This is a genomic window from Pseudomonas sp. MLB6B, assembly GCF_054508135.1.
Genome location: NZ_CP199313.1, coordinates 927,001 through 941,148 on the forward strand (window position 1 = coordinate 927,001; position 14,148 = coordinate 941,148).

17 protein-coding genes are annotated in these 14,148 nt (G+C 65.0%); 11 read left to right on the forward strand and 6 right to left on the reverse strand.

Features of this window, described 5'->3' with window-relative positions; translation table 11 throughout:
• Positions 1-25: 25 nt before the first annotated feature.
• Positions 26-922 carry a LysR family transcriptional regulator gene (locus ACSMEV_RS03995; RefSeq protein WP_459207344.1) on the forward strand — a complete coding sequence of 299 codons (897 nt, stop codon included), beginning with the start codon at positions 26-28 and terminating at the stop codon, positions 920-922.
• Here the strand turns inward: ACSMEV_RS03995 and ACSMEV_RS04000 are convergent.
• Positions 919-1,242, reverse strand: coding sequence for a DUF883 family protein (locus ACSMEV_RS04000; protein WP_459207345.1), 324 nt, complete (start codon positions 1,240-1,242; stop codon positions 919-921). The genes ACSMEV_RS03995 and ACSMEV_RS04000 overlap by 4 nt on opposite strands.
• 151 nt (positions 1,243-1,393) lie before the next feature.
• Between ACSMEV_RS04000 and ACSMEV_RS04005 the strand changes: the two genes are divergently transcribed.
• Complete coding sequence (locus tag ACSMEV_RS04005) at positions 1,394-1,609, forward strand: dodecin (RefSeq protein WP_296267156.1); 216 nt, start codon at positions 1,394-1,396, stop codon at positions 1,607-1,609.
• Positions 1,610-1,698: 89 nt separating this feature from the next.
• Positions 1,699-1,920 (forward strand): DUF1161 domain-containing protein, encoded by a 222-nt coding sequence (locus tag ACSMEV_RS04010; RefSeq protein WP_459207346.1) that lies wholly within the window; start codon positions 1,699-1,701, stop codon positions 1,918-1,920.
• Positions 1,921-1,973: 53 nt separating this feature from the next.
• Here the strand turns inward: ACSMEV_RS04010 and ACSMEV_RS04015 are convergent, their stop codons facing one another.
• The gene (locus ACSMEV_RS04015; RefSeq protein ID WP_459207347.1) at positions 1,974-2,978 is read right to left on the reverse strand and encodes an LLM class flavin-dependent oxidoreductase; all 1,005 of its coding nucleotides are present in this window, start codon (positions 2,976-2,978) and stop codon (positions 1,974-1,976) included.
• 149 nt (positions 2,979-3,127) lie between these two features.
• On the opposite strand from ACSMEV_RS04015, the gene ACSMEV_RS04020 reads away from it, so the two are divergent.
• Together ACSMEV_RS04020 and ACSMEV_RS04025 are read left to right on the forward strand one after the other, a co-directional pair.
• Positions 3,128-3,553 (forward strand): OsmC family protein, encoded by a 426-nt coding sequence (locus ACSMEV_RS04020; protein WP_296267161.1) that lies wholly within the window; start codon positions 3,128-3,130, stop codon positions 3,551-3,553.
• A gap of 93 nt (positions 3,554-3,646) precedes the next feature.
• Positions 3,647-3,880 carry a DUF1161 domain-containing protein gene (locus tag ACSMEV_RS04025; protein WP_296267163.1) on the forward strand — a complete coding sequence of 78 codons (234 nt, stop codon included), beginning with the start codon at positions 3,647-3,649 and terminating at the stop codon, positions 3,878-3,880.
• Positions 3,881-3,916: 36 nt separating this feature from the next.
• On the opposite strand, the gene ACSMEV_RS04030 is transcribed toward ACSMEV_RS04025, so the two are convergent.
• A complete protein-coding gene (locus tag ACSMEV_RS04030; protein ID WP_459207348.1) occupies positions 3,917-4,330 on the reverse strand; it encodes a PA0061/PA0062 family lipoprotein in 414 nt (137 codons plus the stop codon).
• A 50-nt stretch (positions 4,331-4,380) separates the two neighbouring features.
• Complete coding sequence (locus ACSMEV_RS04035; protein WP_459207349.1) at positions 4,381-4,794, reverse strand: PA0061/PA0062 family lipoprotein; 414 nt, start codon at positions 4,792-4,794, stop codon at positions 4,381-4,383.
• Between the two features lie 63 nt (positions 4,795-4,857).
• On the opposite strand from ACSMEV_RS04035, the gene ACSMEV_RS04040 reads away from it, so the two are divergent.
• Entirely contained in the window at positions 4,858-5,967 is a 1,110-nt protein-coding gene (locus ACSMEV_RS04040) for an aminopeptidase (RefSeq protein ID WP_459207350.1), read from the forward strand.
• Here the strand turns inward: ACSMEV_RS04040 and ACSMEV_RS04045 are convergent.
• The gene (locus tag ACSMEV_RS04045) at positions 5,957-6,607 is read right to left on the reverse strand and encodes an HAD family hydrolase (protein ID WP_459207351.1); all 651 of its coding nucleotides are present in this window, start codon (positions 6,605-6,607) and stop codon (positions 5,957-5,959) included. The two genes, ACSMEV_RS04040 and ACSMEV_RS04045, sit on opposite strands and share 11 nt — an antisense overlap.
• A 40-nt stretch (positions 6,608-6,647) precedes the next feature.
• Positions 6,648-7,196, reverse strand: a complete 549-nt coding sequence (locus tag ACSMEV_RS04050; protein ID WP_459207352.1) for a gamma carbonic anhydrase family protein — start codon at positions 7,194-7,196, stop codon at positions 6,648-6,650.
• Positions 7,197-7,300: 104 nt separating this feature from the next.
• Between ACSMEV_RS04050 and prlC the strand changes: the two genes are divergently transcribed.
• The 5 genes from prlC (at position 7,301) to ACSMEV_RS04075 (ending at position 14,022) form a co-directional block, all read left to right on the forward strand.
• Positions 7,301-9,352 carry an oligopeptidase A gene (prlC, locus tag ACSMEV_RS04055; RefSeq protein WP_459207353.1) on the forward strand — a complete coding sequence of 684 codons (2,052 nt, stop codon included), beginning with the start codon at positions 7,301-7,303 and terminating at the stop codon, positions 9,350-9,352.
• The gene (locus ACSMEV_RS04060) at positions 9,349-9,630 is read left to right on the forward strand and encodes a YheV family putative zinc ribbon protein (RefSeq protein WP_459207354.1); all 282 of its coding nucleotides are present in this window, start codon (positions 9,349-9,351) and stop codon (positions 9,628-9,630) included. The genes prlC and ACSMEV_RS04060 overlap by 4 nt, the downstream gene beginning before the upstream one ends.
• Positions 9,631-9,777: 147 nt before the next feature.
• Positions 9,778-11,802, forward strand: coding sequence for a M3 family metallopeptidase (locus tag ACSMEV_RS04065; protein ID WP_459207355.1), 2,025 nt, complete (start codon positions 9,778-9,780; stop codon positions 11,800-11,802).
• Between the two features lie 93 nt (positions 11,803-11,895).
• Positions 11,896-12,957, forward strand: coding sequence for a PA0069 family radical SAM protein (locus ACSMEV_RS04070; protein ID WP_459207356.1), 1,062 nt, complete (start codon positions 11,896-11,898; stop codon positions 12,955-12,957).
• 345 nt (positions 12,958-13,302) lie between these two features.
• Positions 13,303-14,022: a carbonic anhydrase gene (locus tag ACSMEV_RS04075; protein WP_313738895.1), complete on the forward strand. Its 720-nt coding sequence runs from the start codon at positions 13,303-13,305 to the stop codon at positions 14,020-14,022.
• The last annotated feature ends 126 nt before the right edge of the window (positions 14,023-14,148 follow it).

Here is a 14,148-nt window from a genome sequence, read left to right on the forward strand (position 1 = left end):
ACCTGTCAGAAAAGCTCACACATCCATGCGCGACGAACTTCCTCCGCTCAACGCCTTGCGGGCCTTCGAGGCGACCGCTCGGCTGAACAGCGTCAGCCAGGCGGCCGAAGTGCTGCACGTGACCCATGGCGCGGTCAGCCGGCAGATCAAGGTGCTCGAAGGGCACTTGGGCGTAGCCCTGTTCGTCAAGGACGGGCGTGGCATCAAACTCACAGATGAAGGGCGCCGGCTGCGCGACGTCAGCAGCGAGGCGTTCGACCGTCTGCGCAACGTCTGTGCGCAATTGGGGCGGGACGAGCGCGACGCACCCTTCGTGCTGGGGTGCTCGGGCAGCCTGTTGGCGCGCTGGTTCATTCCACGCCTAGGTCGGCTCAGGGCTGACCTGCCCGAACTGCGCCTGCACCTGTCGGCGGGCGAAGGCGACCTCGATCCACGGCGGCCGGGCCTGGACGCGCTACTGGTCTATGCCGAGCCGCCGTGGCCGGCCGACATGCAGGTGCATGTATTGCTGGAGGAGCGCATCGGCCCGGTACTGAGCCCGCATTTCACCGGGTTTGCGCGACTGCACGAGGCAGCGCCCCACGCCTTGCTGGAGCAGCCGCTGCTGCACACCACTTCACGGCCCCAGGCCTGGCCGAACTGGGCCGAACAACACGGATTGGCGAGCGCGGACCTGCAATGGGGGCAGGCCTTCGAGCATTTGTATTACCTGCTCGAAGCGGCGGTAGCGGGGTTGGGCGTGGCGATCGCGCCGGAGCCGTTGGTGGCCGACGACATCCGTGCGGGGAGGTTGGCCGCACCTTGGGGTTTCACCCCCACCCGTGCAGCCTTGGCGCTGTGGGTGCCACGGCGCGCCGCAGACGGGCGCGCCGAGCAACTGGCGCAGTGGCTGCGCTGCGAACTGCAGCGCCAGCTCGATTAGTTGCGACGGCAGACCAACCAGGCGGCCAGCAGGCCCAGTACGCCCACGGCAACGCCTGCGGTGACCACAGGGTTTTCCTTGGCGTAGTCGCGGGTGGCGATACCAGTTTCCTTGGTGCGGGTCTTCACTTCTTCGTAGGCATCGCCGATCACGCTACGCGAGTGGCGCAGGGCGCTCTCGGCGTTGCTGCGCAGTGCCTTGAGGGTCTTCTGCGATTCTTCGGTGGCATCGCCTTTGAGGCTTTCCAGGGTGCTGAGCAGGTTTTCGATCTCGGCTTGCATGCTTTCCAGCGAAGTGTTGCGCGCGGATTTGCGGGACATAGTGGTGCTCCTTAGCGGTGATGGGCTCTAGGCATTGCGACTGTGGCCCCGACGGAAAGTGCAATCGAACTTTTCCTCTCGAACACGGCTCGCAGATAAACCAGGCCTGCACGATCAGGCACTAGTCAACGCCACCCCAAGGAGCATGTTCATGAGTGATCATCACACTTACAAGAAGGTCGAATTGGTAGGTTCTTCGCGCACCAGCATCGAAGACGCGATCAACAACGCGTTGGACGAAGCCAGCAGCAGCCTGAAGAACATGGAATGGTTCGAAGTGACCGAAACCCGTGGCCACATCGAAGACAACAAGGTCGGCCATTTCCAGGTCACTCTGAAAGTCGGCTTCAAGATCGCCAATAGCTGAGTTCGGTTAAGCCGCATTCGGTAACCCGGTCAATCCGCTGCTATGCGGCAGCGTTTAGATTCCACCTCATCCGTTCGAGGAAAACAGCGATGAAGAGATGGCTCGTGGCCTCTGGCCTGATGATGTTGGCGACCGGTGCGATGGCAGCGGGCAAGCCGTGCGAAGAGTTGAAGGCGGAAATCGCCGCCAAGCTCGATGCCAAAGGGGTGCAGAACTACACCCTGGATGTGGTCGACAAGGGCACACCCGAAGGCAAGGTCGTGGGCAGTTGCGAAGGCAACACCAAAGAAATCGTCTACCGCCGCGACTGAAACGAATGACCGGCCCGTGGTTGCACAGACCATGGGCCGACATTCGTTCTCCATCAATGCTGTGTCAGCGCCTGCGCCAGCAGTTCGTACGACCGCAGCCGGTCGGCATGCTCATACAGATCGCACGTGAAGATCAGCTCGTCCGCGCCGGTCTGCTCCAGTAACACATCCACCTTCGCCTTGACCTTCTGCGGGCTGCCGATCATCGCCAGGCCCAGGAAGCTGCTGACCGCTTCGCGCTCGTGGGGCAGCCACAGGCCGTCCATGCTCGCCACCGGCGGGCGCTGCATCAGGCTCTGCCCGCGCATCAGCGCGAGAATGCGTTGGTACACCGAGGTGGCCAGGTATTCGGCCTGTTCGTCGGTGTCGGCCACCACCATCGGCACGCCGAGCATGACGTAAGGCTTGTCCAGCACCGTCGAAGGCTTGAAGTGGTTGCGATAGGTGCGCACCGCCTCGTGCATCAGGCGCGGGGCGAAATGCGAGGCGAAGGCGTAGGGCAAGCCGCGCATGCCGGCCAGCTGCGCGCTGAACAAGCTCGAACCCAACAGCCACAGCGGCACGTCGGTGTCGTAGCCCGGCACGGCGATCACCCGTTGGTCGTCGGTGCGCGGGCCGAGGTAGCGCGACAGCTCCTCGACGTCGTCGGGGAAATCGTCGGCGCTGCCGGAGCGCTCGCGGCGCAGGGCGCGGGCGGTCATCTGGTCGGAGCCGGGCGCGCGGCCCAGGCCCAGGTCGATGCGATTCGGGTACAGGCTGGCGAGGGTACCGAACTGCTCGGCGATCACCAGAGGTGCGTGGTTGGGCAGCATGATCCCGCCCGAGCCGACCCGAATGGTGGAAGTGCCGCCCGCCAGGTAGCCGATCAGCACGGCGGTGGCGGAACTGGCGATGCCATCCATGTTGTGGTGCTCGGCCACCCAGAAACGGTTGTAGCCCAGGCGCTCGGCGTGGCGCGCGAGGTCGAGGGAATTGTGCAGCGACTGCGCCGGGCCTGCGTCGTCGCGCACGGGCACAAGATCGAGCACTGAATATTTGAAGCCGGACGATGCCGTCATGAAAGCCTCCGCTAGAAATGGTTGGCCTGAGGCCTTATGACGTTGTATGGGCGGAATCGGTCGATTCAATGGCCGAACGGGGATTGCTCTGAACTTGCCGTAAGCGATGTCCTCAGAATTTGGGTACCTATCCATGCCCAGGAGGCATCATGAAAAAGACAGCATCGGCGGTTTGGCAAGGCGGCATCAAAGACGGTAAAGGCACCATCTCCACCCAGAGCGGCTCGCTGAAGGAAAACCCCTACGGCTTCAATACCCGCTTCGAAGACGTGCCGGGCACCAACCCCGAAGAACTGATCGGCGCTGCGCACGCAGGCTGCTTCTCCATGGCCCTGTCGCTGATGCTCGGTGACGCCGGCCTGACGCCAGAGCGCATCGACACCAAGGCCGAAGTGACCCTGGAAAAACAAGGCGAAGGCTTCGCCATCACTGCCGTGCACCTGATCCTCAAGGCCAAGGTGCCGGGCGCGACCGAAGAGCAGTTCAAGGAAATCGCCAACAAGGCCAAAGAAGGCTGCCCGGTGTCCAAAGTGCTGAACGCCAAGATCAGCCTGGACGCCAGCCTGGTCGCCTAAGGCTTTGGTCTAGGGCCCGCGGCCCGCAACTGGAACGGCTTCCCGTGGTCTACACGGAATCGGCAGCCAGACTGCCATCACCGGAGCCGTTCCATGACCCGCCTCGCATTCGCAGTGCTGGCCTCTTTGATGTCCACCCTCGCCGTGGCGGCGCCCAAGCCGTGCGACGAGTTGAAGACCGAGATCGAAGCCAAGATCCAGGCCAGCGGCGTCACGTCCTACACCCTGGAAATCGTACCCAACGGCGAAGTGACTGACCCCAACATGGTGGTGGGCAGCTGTGAGAATGGCAGCAAGAAGATCATCTACCAGAAGAACGATCAGTAACGCCTGATCGCGTCCCTGCGACACCCGCAGACCCCTTCAAGGTATGCAGAACACCCGGCTCGGCTCGTCGACCAGCACCTGCCGTTGCGCATCGTACAGGTAGACGCGTGGCTGCATGGCCGGCGCGCGGGCTTCCAGGCGGTAGCGCTGACCGGCCTCGAAGCGATCGAAACGCACGGTGAGGTAGCAAGTGCGGTCGGTGGGATCGAGGGAAAAACCGCCCGAATTCATCTCGTAATCGAAGCGCACGATCAGCTCGTGCTTGCCCGGGCTCACTTGGAAATAGCGGCCATCCTCCAGCCGTTCCCCGTCCAGGCGGTCTGCCATCAGCAGTCGGCCGGGCGTGATGGTGTACAGGTCGACCCATGCCTGCTTCGGATCGACGGGCGGCAGCGGGCTGGCGCATCCTCCCAGTACGGTAAGTGCGATCAGCATCATGGGCTGGCGCATGGTCAAGCTCCTGAAGGGTGACGTGTTGAGCATAGCCGCGGTGGCGCGCTTCAGGTGCGTTGGCAACCGGCCGGCGAGCCCTGGCCGATCATTTGCTGACGCTCGTCGTAGAGCTTGATCCAGGGATGGAAGCCCGTACTGCCGGCTTGCAGACGATAGCGCTCGCCGGCGTTGAAGTCGGCGAACGACAGGTTGAGCTGGCAATCACGCTGCAACGGCGCTTCACCGGCACCGATGTTGCTCGGTGAGACGGCGAACTGGTAGCGCACGGTCAGCTCATGCTTGCCCGGCGGCACTTCGAAGTAACGGGCGTCTTGCCAGTCGCGGTCGTCCACCTGCACGGCATCGAGCGAGGTGTCTTCGTGCGGGGCGAGGTCGATCCAGGCTTGCTGCGGATCGGGATCGGGCAGCGTGGAGCAGGCGGAGATCAGCAGCAGGCCGCTGGCGGTGATGAGCATACGCATGGCAAAGCTTCCCCAAGGCAAGATAGTCTTCGATGCATTGGCCATTGAGCGGGATCGACACCCTTGAAACCTCGTTGCGTTGCGTTCGAGCGCCCTGGCCGCGGGCTTCTGGACTACGTTTTCAGGGGCTTTGTTCCCGGCCTGGCATTGCTTCTGCTGAGCGGTTGCAGCTCGCTCGGCTATTACGGCCAGCTGGCCCAAGGCCAGTGGCAACTGCTGCGCGCCCGTCAGCCGGTGGCCCAGGTGGTCGACGATCCACAGACCCGCCCTGCCCTGCGCCAGCATCTGCAACGCGCCGAAGCGGCCCGTGCGTTCGCCAGTGCGCACCTGCAACTGCCCGACAACCGCAGCTACCGGGTGTATGCCGACCTGGGCCGGCCTTTCGTGGTGTGGAACGTGTTCGCCACGCCCGAGCTGTCGTTGCAGCCGACCACCCACTGCTTCCCCATCGCCGGCTGCGTGGCCTATCGCGGTTACTACCGTCAGGGCGCGGCGCGTGGGGCGGCGGCGTTGTTACGCCAGCAGGGGCAGGACGTCTACGTGGGTGGGGTCGAGGCCTATTCGACACTGGGCTGGTTCGACGACCCGATCCTCTCTTCGATGCTCGGCTGGGGCGACGAGCGCCTGGCCACGCTGATCTTCCACGAACTGTCGCACCAGCAGGTGTACGTGCAGGACGACACGGCTTTCAACGAGTCCTACGCCACCTTCGTCGAGCAGGAAGGCACCCGCCAGTGGCGCGCCGCCCAAGGGCTGGCGGCGCCGAGCGACAACGCACGTCAGCAGCGCGAAGAGTTCGTCGCCCTAGTGCTGCGCAGCCGCCAGCGCTTGCAAGCGATCTATGCCAGCCCGAGCGACGACTCGGCCAAGCGCGCGGCCAAGGCGGCGGAGTTCGCCCGCTTGCGCGCCGAGTACCGACAGCTGCGCGATGGGCCATGGCACGGCGACGGTCGTTACGACGCCTGGGTCTACGGCCCGCTGAACAACGCCAAGCTGCTCCCCTTCGGCCTGTACGACCAATGGGTGCCGGCCTTCGCCGCGCTGTACCGCCAGGTGGGCGGCGACTGGGGCCGTTTCCACCGACAGGTCGCCGCCCTGGGCCGGCTACCGGCCGCGGCGCGTAGCGAGCGGCTGCAACGGCTGGCGCCGCCGCGCGCGGGCATCAGCGACTGACGAACGCCTGGTGCATCTCGGCCAGGGTGGCGAAATGGAAGGCCGGGGCCTGGGCCTGGAGTTCCTCCGGGCTGCCGAAGCCATAGCCCACGGCGACGGCCTGCAAGCCGTTGCTGTGGGCGCCGATCAGGTCGTGCTTGCGGTCGCCGATCATCAGGGTGTGCGCCGGGTCCAGGCCTTCCTCGTCGAGCAGATGGCGGATCAGCTCGACCTTGTTGGTGCGCGTGCCGTCGAATTCGCTGCCATAGATGACCTTGAAATGCTGGTCGAACGCGAAATGCCGGGCGATCTCGCGGGCGAATTCCCAGGGCTTGGAGGTGGCGATGTACAACGTGCGGCCTTGCTCGCCCAGTGCCGCCAACAGTTGCGGCACCCCGGCGTAGACCTGGTTTTCGTACAGGCCGGTGACGCGGAAGCGCTCGCGGTAGAAATTCACCGCCTCCCAGGCCTTGGCCTCGTCGAAGCCGTAGTTGTGCATGAAGGCCTGCAACAGCGGCGGGCCGATGAAGTGCTCCAGGCGCGTGAGGTCGGGCTCGTCGATGCCCAGTTTGGCCAGCGCGTACTGGATCGAGCGGGTGATGCCCAGGCGCGGGTCGGTGAGCGTGCCGTCGAGGTCGAACAGGATGTTTTGCTGATGCATGGGGCGTGTCCAATCGTTGAATGCGTCGACGCTTGGGGCGTCACTCGGGGCGGTCGAAACCTTCGGCCAGGTGCTGGTCCTTGAGCCTGACGTAGTTGCCGGCGCTGTAGGTGAAGAAGGCGCGCTCCTTGTCGTTCAGCAGGCGTACGGCCTTGGCCGGGCTGCCCACGTAGAGAAAGCCGCTTTCCAGGCGTTTGCCCGGAGGCACCAGGCTGCCGGCGCCGATGATCACTTCGTCTTCGACCACGGCGCCGTCCATCACCGTGCTGCCCATGCCTACCAGGATGCGGCTGCCCAGGGTGCAACCGTGCAGCATGACCTTGTGGCCGATGGTCACGTCGTCGCCGATCAGCAGCGGGAAGCCGTCCGGGTTGAAGGGGCCGGCGTGGGTGATGTGCAGCACGCTGGCATCCTGCACGCTGGTGCGCGCGCCGATGCGGATGCGGTGCATGTCGCCGCGGATCACGACCAGCGGCCACACCGAGCTGTCGGCGCCGATCTCGACGTCACCGATGACGACCGCCGAACGGTCGACGAAGGCGCGGGCGCCCAGAACCGGGGTGTGCTGGGAAAACGAGCGAATGGCCATGGAAATAGTGCCTCTCTTGCGAACTCATAGGCAGGCTGCTTGCTGCGGTCGGCGTCGATTGTAATTAAGATGGGGCAGTGTTTCTTCTGCCAAGGTGCCAAACCGTGAGTGCGACCAACCCGCTTCTGCAGTCCTATGACCTGCCGCCCTTCTCGTCGATCCGCGCAGAGCACGTGCTGCCAGCGGTCGAGCAGATCCTGGCCGACAACCGCGCGGCCATCGCGCGCATCCTCGAAAGCCAAGGCCAGCACCCCACCTGGGAAGGCCTGGTGCTGGCGATGGACGAACTGAACGACCGCCTGGGCGCCGCCTGGAGCCCGGTCAGCCACCTCAACGCCGTGTGCAACAGCGCAGAACTGCGCGAAGCCTACGAGGCCTGCCTGCCCGCCTTGAGCGCCTATTCCACCGAACTGGGGCAGAACCGCGCACTGTTCGACGCCTACCAGGCCCTGGCCAACAGCCCCGAAGCCGCCGGTTTCGACGTGGCGCAGAAGACCATCCTCGAACAGGCCCTGCGCGACTTCCGCCTCTCGGGCATCGACCTGCCCGCCGACCAGCAGCAGCGCTACGCCCAGGTGCAGAGCAAGCTCAGCGAACTGGGCAGCCGCTTCTCCAACCAACTGCTCGACGCCACCCAGGCCTGGAGCAAGCACGTCACCGACGAAGCGGCGCTGGCCGGCCTGCCGGACTCGGCCAAGGCACAGATGGCCGCCGCCGCCCAGGCCAAGGGCCTCGACGGCTGGCTGATCACCCTCGAATTCCCCAGCTACTACGCGGTGATGACCTACGCCAGCGACCGTGCCCTGCGCGAAGAGCTGTACGCCGCCTACAGCACCCGCGCCTCCGACCAGGGCCCGAACGCCGGCCAGTTCGACAACGGCCCGGTGATGCATGAGCTGCTCGACCTGCGTCAGGAGCTGGCCCAGCTGCTGGGCTACGACAACTACGCCGAGCTGAGCCTGGCCACCAAGATGGCCGAGAGCAGCGACCAGGTGCTGAGCTTCCTGCGCGACCTGGCCAAGCGCAGCAAGCCCTTCGCCGCCCAGGACCTGGCCCAGCTCAAGGCCTACGCCGCCGAGCAGGGTTGCCCGGAACTGGCCAGCTGGGACGTGGGCTACTACGGCGAAAAACTGCGCGAGCAGCGTTACAGCGTGTCCCAGGAAGCGCTGCGCGCCTACTTCCCCATCGACACGGTGCTCTCGGGCCTGTTCGCCATCGTCCAGCGCCTGTACGGCATCGAAATCGCCGAACTCAAGGGCTTCGACACCTGGCACCCGGACGTGCGCCTGTTCGAGATCAGCGAGAACGGCCAGCACGTCGGGCGTTTCTTCTTCGATCTCTACGCCCGCGCCAACAAGCGTGGCGGCGCCTGGATGGACGGCGCCCGCGACCGCCGTCGCACGGCCGCTGGCGAGTTGCAGAACCCGGTGGCGAACCTGGTGTGCAACTTCACCCCGGCCGAACCCGGCAAGCCCGCGTTGCTGACCCACGACGAGGTCACCACGCTGTTCCATGAGTTCGGTCACGGCCTGCACCACCTGCTCACCCGCATCGAGCACGCCGGCGTTTCGGGCATCAACGGCGTGGCCTGGGATGCGGTCGAGCTGCCCAGCCAGTTCATGGAGAACTGGTGCTGGGAGCCCGAAGGCCTGGCCCTGATGTCGGCGCATTACCAGACCGGCGCCCCGCTGCCCCAAGACCTGCTCGACAAGATGCTCGCGGCGAAGAATTTCCAGTCGGGCATGATGATGGTGCGCCAGCTGGAGTTCTCGCTGTTCGACTTCGAGCTGCACGCCACCCACGGCGACGGCCGCAGCGTGCTGGACGTGCTCGAAGGCGTACGCGACGAAGTCACGGTGATGCGTCCGCCGGCCTACAACCGCTTCCCCAACAGCTTCGCGCACATCTTCGCCGGCGGTTACGCGGCCGGTTACTACAGCTACAAGTGGGCCGAAGTGCTGTCGGCCGATGCCTTCTCGCGCTTCGAAGAAGATGGCGTGCTCAACGCCGACACCGGTCGCGCGTTCCGCGAAGCGATCCTGGCCCGTGGCGGGTCGTTGGCGCCGATGGTGCTGTTCGTCGACTTCCGCGGACGCGAGCCGTCGATCGATGCCTTACTGCGCCATTGCGGGCTGAGCGAGGCCGCGGCGGCATGAGCGAGGGCGTTGCCATGAAAACCAAGAAACGCTTCATCGCCGGGGCGGTCTGCCCGGCGTGCAGCGAGCCGGACAAGCTGCTGATGTGGAACGAAGACGGCACGCCGCACCGCGAATGCGTGGCCTGCGGTTTCAGCGACACGCTCAACGAGCAGGGCCTGTCGGTGCCCAAGGAGCTGGGCACGCGGGTCAACCACCTGGCGCCCAAGGCGGCGCCGGTGCAGGTGCAGGCCGTGCAATTCTTCCCCAATCCGAAGCTGAAGAAGCCGACGCAGTGAGTCGTGCAGGGCCGCTCCCGTAGGGCGGCCCTTCTCTCACGTCGCCCTCCGGCAAGCCCTTTGCCCTGGTGCCAGATAGTCACCGCCGCCCCGTGCACACCCCCATACAGGCTCCCGCGCTCCCCATCCGTATGAGCGAGCTTGCCCATGACGCACGACAATCCCCTCCTGCAACCCAGCGAAGTACCGGTCGACTACCCGGCCGTGACCCTGGAGAACGCCCGCGAAGCCTTCGAGTACGCGCTCGACGCCCACCGCGACGGCATCGCCCGCCTGATCGAGACGCAGCGCGAACTGCCCACCTGGGACGACCTGGTATTGGCCATCGACGCCCTCGACGCGCAGCTGTTGGCAGTGTTGATCGGCCTGTCGCCCTTGACCTACCGCAGCCAGGACTGGGTCGCGCTGTTCCAGCAAAGTTATCCGCGCCTGCTCGGCCGGTTCGACGAGAAGCTGGCCAGTGGCGAATTGCTGGCGTTGTACCAGCACTTGGCCGACAGCCCTTCCGGGCAGGGCCTGGATGCCCATGAGCGGGCCGTCCTGCACTGGTATCGACAGGCCTTCGCACTGCAAGGCGCGGCCCTCGACGAGTCGATCCGGCAACAGGTCGTCGATTTACAGCAGCAGGTGCTGCAACGGGCCATGCAGTTCGACGCCAACCTGCAATTGAGCGGCACCCCCGTCACCGAGGCCGAGCACCTGCAAGGTCTGCCGGCCAGGGTGCTGGACGAGTTGGCCGAGAAGGCGCGCCAGGCCGGCGCCGAGGGCTGGCTGATCGGCACCGACAAGGCCACCACCCAAGGGGTGCTGGAACGAGCCGCCGACCGCGACCTGCGCGAAGCGGTGTACCGCCGGCATCACCAGCGCGGTGTCGGTGCCGACGGGCAGACCGACAACGGCCAACTGCTGCTGCAGATGGCCGACTTGCGCGACCGGCGCGCCAAGCTGCTGGGCTTCGCCGATCACACGGCGCTGAGCCTGCAAAGCAAGAGCGCAGGCTCGCTCGACGCGGTGCTGACGTTCCTGCACGACCTGGCCGATCGCATGCGGCCGGTCATGCTGCAACGCCGCGCCGAGCTGCAAAGCCTGGCGGACGAGTTCGGCCTCGGCACCTTGCAGCCCTGGGACCGGTACTACGTGCAGACGCTGGCGCATCGGCGCACCGCACTGTTGGGCATGGACGTGCTGCGCGAGCACCTCCCCTTGTCGAAGGTGGTCGAGGCGCTGTGCGCATTGGCCGAGCGGCTGTTCGGGTTGCAGTTGGTACGTCCGGACGTGGCGATTCCAGTGTGGCAGGACAGCGTGCAAGCGTTCGAGGTCTGGCTCGACCATGCCCACGCAGGGTATGTGTACCTCGATGCGGTGCAATACCCCGGCAAGCAGCCCGATCTGGTGGAAACCCGCTATGTGCACAACCGCCGGGTCGATGCCGAAGGGGTGTTCCACCCTGCGGTGGCCATGGTGTTCAGCGATGTGCCGGCGGCGGTCGACGGTAGCGAGCCATTGCTCGACCACCTGGCGCTGCGCAAGCTGTTCCACGAATTCGGCCATGGGTTGCAGCACCTGCTGGTGCGCACCACCAACCACGTCAACTCCAACGTTACCGGCCTGGGCGCCGACGGCGTCGAGGTGGTCAGTAAATTGATCGAGCGCTGGACCTGGAACCCGGCCTATCTGGTGTCGATCTCGAGCCATTACCAGCACGGCGGACAGTTGCAGGAGGCGCAGGTCGCCGCGCTGCTGGAAAGCCTGCGCCGTGCCGAATTCGACAAGGCCGTCGAAGACCTGAGCCTGGCACTGTTCGACCTCGACCTGCACGCCACCCCGCACGATGGCCGCAGCCTGGAGGAGCGCTTGCGGCAGGCGCGCGACCGCTGTGGCTACTGGCCGCTCGAAGACCATGAGCACCCCGCGCACGGCTTCGACCATCTGCTGGGCTATTACGATGCCGGCTACTACGCCTATGTCTGGTCCGACGTGCACGCGTTCGATCTGTTCTCGCGCTTCGAGGCCAACGGCCTGCTCGACCGGGCCACAGGGCAGGCTTTGCAGACCGCGCTGCTCGAAGCGGGCGCGGCCCAGCCGCTGCGCGAGGGCATGCGGGCGTTTCTGGGACGCGAAGCCAACGCCGAGGCTTTCATGGCCTGGCACGGCTTGACGCCGACTGAGTGAAGGCCATCGCCTGAGCCAAGGGCGAACTGATCGACGGGGCTGGAGGACCACGGCGATACTCGATACTGTATGCACATACAGTTAGAGGTCGACATGATTCCTCCCGCTCCGCAAAAGGGCCGTGGTACGGCCCACAACCCGCACAACCGCTTCGCCTCCAGCCAGTCCCACGCCGTGGACGACGGTTGGCATCAGGAAGTGCCGCCTACCCAAGGCACCGAAGTGCGCATCGAGCGGGCCAAGACCATCATCGCCCGCAACACCTCCCCCGATCTGCCGTTCGATCGGTCGATCAACCCCTATCGGGGCTGCGAGCACGGCTGCATCTATTGCTATGCCCGCCCCAGCCACGCCTACTGGGACCTCTCGCCGGGGCTGGACTTCGAAACCAAGCTGATCGCCAAAAGCAATGCCGCCGAAGTCCTGGAACGGCAACTGAGCAAACCCGGCTACGTCTGCGCGCCGATCAACCTGGGCGCCAACACCGATCCGTACCAGCCCATCGAACGCGAGCATCGCCTTAGCCGGGATCTGCTCGAAGTGCTGCTGCGCTTTCGCCATCCGGTGACCATCGTCACCAAAGGCTCGCTGGTCCTGCGCGACCTCGACCTGCTGGTGGAGCTGGCGCGCCTGCGCCTGGTGCGGGTGATGATCAGCCTCACCACCCTGGACGACGGCCTCAAGCGCGTGCTCGAACCGCGCGCCGCCGCGCCCCAGGCACGTTTGCGCGCCATTCGCGTGTTGCACGAAGCGGGCGTGCCGGTAGGCGTGATCTGCTCGCCGATGATCCCGATGATCAACGACAGCGAGCTCGAACACCTGCTGCAAGCGGCCCGCGACGCCGGCGCGCAGAGCGCGGCCTACATGCTGCTGCGCCTGCCGTTGGAAGTGGCGCCGCTGTTCGAGCAATGGCTGAACGACCATTACCCTCAGCGCGCCAACCATGTACTGAGCCTGATTCGCCAGAGCCGTGGCGGTGAGCTGTACGACAGCCGTTTCGGCGTGCGCATGCGTGGGGAGGGGGTGTTCGCCGAATTGCTCGAACAGCGCTTTCGCAAGGCATCGAAGCGGTTGGGGTTCGCGGGGCGCGATGCGTTGACGCTGGACTGTTCGGCGTTTGCGGTGCCGGGGGCGCAGATGAGCTTGTTTCCTTAGACGCAGGGGCTGCATGCGCACGCCTGCGCAAGTGTTCGACGAAGATAGATGGCTTCCTGGGTTGTACCGCTCATTAACTAACAGCATTATTACCAACCAACAATTCCACTCATACCCCTTGGCATCTGATACTTTTTTGCTATTATCGAACTCCCGCCAAAGCGCTCTAGGACGCACGTTCCAGAGTCCTCGCAATTAAGTTTCAGTTAAGTTTTCTTCTATAGCGTAGGAAATCAGTCCCAAGCGGCTGTGATTAATTACCTGTGCGTGTCATCTAAATCCCCGCATAGCACTCATTTTTCCCCGGTAACATGGACTGTACGCCCACCGCCTAGAGGATGAATCATGCCCGTCAAAGACCCTAACAAGGCCGCTCCGGCCGCTCCGGTCGAAAGCGCCGAAAGCGCGATGAAACACATCGTCGACGGCTTCCTGCGGTTCCACACCGAAGTTTTCCCCGAGCAGCAGGAGCTGTTCAAGAAACTGGCCACTGCGCAGAAGCCGCGCGCCATGTTCATCACCTGCGCCGACTCACGCATCGTGCCCGAACTGATCACCCAGAGCTCGCCAGGCGACCTGTTCGTCACCCGTAACGTCGGCAACGTGGTGCCGCCGTACGGGCAGATGAACGGCGGCGTTTCCAGCGCCATCGAATACGCGGTCATGGCCCTGGGCGTGCACCACATCATCGTTTGCGGCCACTCCGACTGTGGCGCCATGCGCGCAGTGCTCAACCCGCAGTCGCTGGCCAAGATGCCGACCGTGTCCGCCTGGCTGCGCCATGCCGAAGTGGCCCGGACCGTGGTCGAGGACAACTGCTCCTGCGGCACCGAGCACGAAAGCATGCAACTGCTGACCCGCGAGAACGTCATCGCCCAGCTGCACCACTTGCGCACCCACCCCTCGGTGGCGTCGCGCCTGGCCGCGGGCCAACTGCACATCCATGGCTGGATCTACGACATCGAGACCAGCCAGATCGAAGCCTATGACGCTGCCGGCGACCGCTTCCTGCCGCTGACCGAAGGCGATTCGATTCCGTGCGCCACTCCGAGAGGCCGCTACTAAGCGACCCGCGCTGAACATGCCTTGATAGCCGGCCGTACCTGACGAGTACGGCGCGGCGATCGCTTTCCCTGAAACGACCCTGTTCGTGCTGCCGGATTTTCCCCTGGCGGCTTGCGCCTGCGCGCC